The sequence below is a fragment of the Microbacterium sp. genome, assembly GCF_031988965.1.
Lineage (GTDB): Bacteria > Actinomycetota > Actinomycetes > Actinomycetales > Microbacteriaceae > Microbacterium.
Genome location: NZ_DALZXX010000204.1, coordinates 1 through 3,914 on the forward strand (window position 1 = coordinate 1; position 3,914 = coordinate 3,914).

The 3,914-nt window shown below is 69.3% G+C and carries 5 protein-coding genes; all 5 read left to right on the forward strand.

Translation table 11 applies throughout. From position 1 onward, the window contains the following. Positions 1–335, forward strand: a 335-nt coding sequence (locus RTM68_RS17510) for an HAD family hydrolase (RefSeq protein ID WP_396654248.1), incomplete at its 5' end; no start/stop codon positions are given. Positions 336–411: 76 nt separating this feature from the next. Continuing rightward, positions 412–1,401: a phosphate/phosphite/phosphonate ABC transporter substrate-binding protein gene (locus tag RTM68_RS17515; RefSeq protein ID WP_312173423.1), complete on the forward strand. Its 990-nt coding sequence runs from the start codon at positions 412–414 to the stop codon at positions 1,399–1,401. 22 nt (positions 1,402–1,423) lie between these two features. Then, positions 1,424–2,227 carry a phosphonate ABC transporter ATP-binding protein gene (gene phnC / locus RTM68_RS17520; protein WP_312173426.1) on the forward strand — a complete coding sequence of 268 codons (804 nt, stop codon included), beginning with the start codon at positions 1,424–1,426 and terminating at the stop codon, positions 2,225–2,227. After that, the gene (gene phnE, locus RTM68_RS17525) at positions 2,224–3,063 is read left to right on the forward strand and encodes a phosphonate ABC transporter, permease protein PhnE (protein WP_312173427.1); all 840 of its coding nucleotides are present in this window, start codon (positions 2,224–2,226) and stop codon (positions 3,061–3,063) included. The genes phnC and phnE (RTM68_RS17525) overlap by 4 nt, the downstream gene beginning before the upstream one ends. After that, positions 3,060–3,893 (forward strand): phosphonate ABC transporter, permease protein PhnE, encoded by an 834-nt coding sequence (gene phnE, locus RTM68_RS17530; RefSeq protein ID WP_312173429.1) that lies wholly within the window; start codon positions 3,060–3,062, stop codon positions 3,891–3,893. The genes phnE (RTM68_RS17525) and phnE (RTM68_RS17530) overlap by 4 nt, the downstream gene beginning before the upstream one ends. Positions 3,894–3,914: the final 21 nt, after the last annotated feature.

Below are 3,914 nucleotides of genomic sequence, written 5' to 3' on the forward strand. Positions count from 1 at the left end.
CCGCGTCGGAGGCGGAGCTCGTGCTCGTCACCAACGCTCCGGCGATCCGCATCGATCAGGCACTGGACGCGCTGGGCCTCGCCGGGCTCTTCGACCGCATCGTCACGAGCGCCCGCAAGCCCGCGGGGCTCGACGCGTTCCTGGCCGACCTGCCGTCCGACGCCCGGGTGCTGAGCATCGGAGACATCTGGCACAACGATCTCGCTCCCGCCCACGCCCGAGGTCACGCGACCGCCCTGATCGGCGGCTTTCCCGATGCCGAGGCGACCCCCACCTACCGCGCCGACGACTTCTCGACGCTGATCCCTCAGCTCGAGGCGTGGCTGCGCCCCTGAACCGCACTTCTCCCTGAACCGCACCATTCTCCCCGTCCCCACCCCCTCCTCACCTCCACCCCATCGAAGGATGACAATGCGTACCTCCCCCTTCCGCCGGACCGCCGCGGGCCTCGTCGCCGCCGGCGCACTGCTGACCGTCGTGCTCGCAGGCTGCTCCAGCAGCACGGCGGCACCCGAGGACTCGGCGGCCCCCGCCGCCGACCCGGATTCGCTCGTGCTCGCCCTGGTGCCCTCGCAGGATCAGGACGGCCTCGTCGAGACCGCCGCACCCCTCACCGACTACCTCACCGAGGAGCTCGGCATCGAGGTCACCGGTGTCGTCTCGAAGGACTACCAGGCGGCCGTCGAGGCCATGGGCGCGGGACAGGCCCAGATCGGGTTCCTCCCGTCGCTGCAGCTCTGGCAGGCCAACGACATGTACGACGCCTCTGTCGTGCTGCAGACCGAGCGCAACGGCAACATCACCTACCCGGCGCAGTTCATGACGAACAACCCCGACAAGTACTGCGACGACGAGCCGGTCGAGCGCGACGGGATGCTGTTCTGCAACGGCGCCGACGCGATGACCGGTCCGGCAGGCCTCGACAGCATCGACAAGGTCGAGGGCGCGAAGGTCGCCGTGCTCGGCCCCGGCTCGCCCGCCGGCTACATCTACCCGATCCTCGCTCTGCAGGAGGCCGGGCTCGACACCGACACCGACATCCAGCAGATCCCCGTGACGGCGAACGACGCCTCGGTGCTCGCGGTCTACAACGGCGACGCCGAGGTCGGCTTCAGCTTCTGGGATGCGCGCACCATCGTGCAGAAGGACACCCCCGACGTCGGGCAGAAGGTCGTCGTCTTCGCGATGACCGAGGAGATCCCGAACGACGGCGTCGCCGTCTCGTCCGACCTGTCGCCCGAGCTGCAGGACCGCATCACGACGGCGCTCGAGGACTTCTCGAACACCGAAGAGGGCTCCGAGATCCTCACCAGCATCTACTCGATCACCAAGCTCGCACCGGCCGACCCCGAATCCCTCGACGTCGTCGCCCGTGCCGCCCAGGCCCTGGGGCTCCAGTAAATTGTCCGATCTCATCCGGAACGTGGACGTCGCAGCTCCCGCTGCGGCGTCCACGCCGTGGTCCATCCGCCTCGACGATGTCACGGTGCGCTATCCCAACGGCACGGTCGGCCTGAACCGCGTCTCGCTCGACATCGCCGCGGGGGAGATGGTCGTGGTCGTGGGCCTCTCCGGCTCGGGCAAGTCGACGCTCATCCGCACAGTCAACGGCCTCGTGCCAGTCACGAGCGGCACGCTCGACGTCGGCGAGCATCGGGTCAGCGGCGCCTCGTCCCGCACTCTGCGGCGGCTGCGCGGCGACATCGGCATGGTGTTCCAGGGCTTCAACCTGGCCGGCCGCGCCAGCGTGCTGCAGAACGTGCTCGTCGGTCGCCTCGCGCACACCACGCTGTGGCGCACTCTGCTCGGCGCCTACCCCGACGCCGATCGCCAGCGCGCGTACCACGCACTCGACCGCGTCGGCATCCTGCAGAAGCTGCACTCCCGAGCATCCGATCTCTCCGGCGGGCAGCAGCAGCGCGTCGCGATCGCCCGGGCGCTGGCCCAGGAACCGCGCATCGTGCTCGCCGACGAACCGGTCGCGAGTCTCGATCCGCCGACCGCGCACGGCGTCATGAACGACCTGCGGCGCATCAATCGCGACCTCGGCATCACCGTGGTCGTGAACCTGCATCTGCTCGATCTCGCCCGGGAGTACGGAGCGCGGATGATCGGCATGCGTGCGGGAGAGGTCGTCTACGACGGTCCCGCGACGGGTGCGACGGATGCCGACTTCGAGAGCATCTACGGCCGCTCGCTCACCCCGGAAGACCGGTTGGACGCGTGACCGGCACCTCTGCGTCCCCTGCTTCTCCCGTCTCGGACGGTCGACGTGCGCTCGACATCCCCGCGCGCCCCCGTGGCGCATGGAAGGGGCCGGTCGTCGTCGCGGCCGTGATCGTCGTCACGGTCGTGATGTGCCTGCCCGGCATCGGGATCGGCGTCGACCTCGGGGCGATCGCACGCAACTGGCAGAACGGCGCCGACAAGATCGTCCAGCTGCTCATGCCCGACTGGAGCTTCTTCCCGCGCACGCTTCCGCCGCTCATCGAGACCCTCCAGATGGCGGTCATCGCGACGGCGATCGGCGCGGCGGTCTCGCTGCCGCTCAGCTTCTGGGCGGCGCGCGCGACCAACCCGAACACGCCGGCGCGCATCGCCGTGCGAGGGCTGCTCAACGTCATCCGCAGCGTCCCCGACCTGCTGTACGCCGCGATCCTCGTCGCGATGGTCGGCGTCGGTGCGCTCCCCGGCATCCTGGCGCTGCTGCTCTTCAACGTCGGCATCATCGTCAAGCTCGTGTCCGAGGCGATCGACACGAACGATCGCGGACCGCTCGAAGCCGGGCGCGCGGTCGGCGCCACCCAGGCCAAGATCAACCGCACACTCGCACTTCCCGACGCGTGGCCCGCATTCGCCAATCAGACGCTCTACGTGTTCGAGCTGAACGTGCGAGCCTCGACGGTCCTCGGGCTCGTCGGCGCCGGCGGCATGGGCCTGCTCATCGACGCCGTGCGCACCTTCTACCGCTACGACCAGCTCTCGCTCATCATCCTGGAGATCCTCATCGTCGTCATCGTGATCGATCTCGTCTCCGACTCGATCCGCCGGAGGCTCGTATGACCTCCGTGCTCACCCCGCCCGCCGTGATCGCGGCCATCCCCGACAGGCCGCGCCGACCGTGGCTCGTCGCCTCGTGGATCATCGTCACCGGCATCGTCGTGCTGGCGTTCTGGTCGATCGACATCAACTGGGCTCGCCTCGCCGACCTGCCCGCCGAGATCGTGCGATACACCGTGCTGATGTTCGGCAGCCCCAACTGGGAGAAGCTGCCCGAAGCCCTGTGGCAGACCTGGCGCAGCATCGAGATGGCGTGGGTCGGCACGATCCTCGGCATCCTGCTCGCCACCCCGCTGAGCCTGCTCGCCGCGCGCGGGTTCGGCCCCGCCTGGCTGCGCGCGCTGCTGCGCGGACTGTTCTCGCTGATCCGCGCCGTCCCCGAGATCATCATCGCGATCGTGATCCTCTCGGTCACGGGCCTCACCCCGTTCACCGGTGCGCTCGCCCTGGCGATCAACGGCATCGGCACGCTCGGCAAGTGGGGCTACGAGGCGGTCGAGGCCGTGCCCCGTGGACCCATCGAAGCCGCGCGTGCCGCCGGCGGGGGCACGCTGCAGGTGCTCCGCTGGGGCGTCTGGCCGCAGGCCGAGCCGGCATTCTGGTCGTTCTGGCTGTACCGGTTCGAGATCAACGTGCGATCGTCGGCCGTCCTCGGCCTGATCGGTGTCGGCGGAATCGGTGACATGCTGACCTCATACACCCAGTACCGTGAGTGGTCGACGGTGGGTGTCCTGCTCATCGTGGTCGTCGTCGTGACGATGCTGATCGACGGGGCGTCCGGGGCCATCCGCCGACGCATCATGGAGGGAGCCCGCGCCCGTGTTCTCTCCTAGCGCGCCGCCCACCGCCCGCAT

Coding starts and splice junctions, on each gene's coding strand:
- RTM68_RS17515 (WP_312173423.1), top strand. CDS start 412: ATGCGTACCTCCCCCTTCCGCCGGACCGCCGCGGGCCTCGTCGCCGCC.
- phnE (WP_312173429.1), top strand. CDS start 3,060: ATGACCTCCGTGCTCACCCCGCCCGCCGTGATCGCGGCCATCCCCGAC.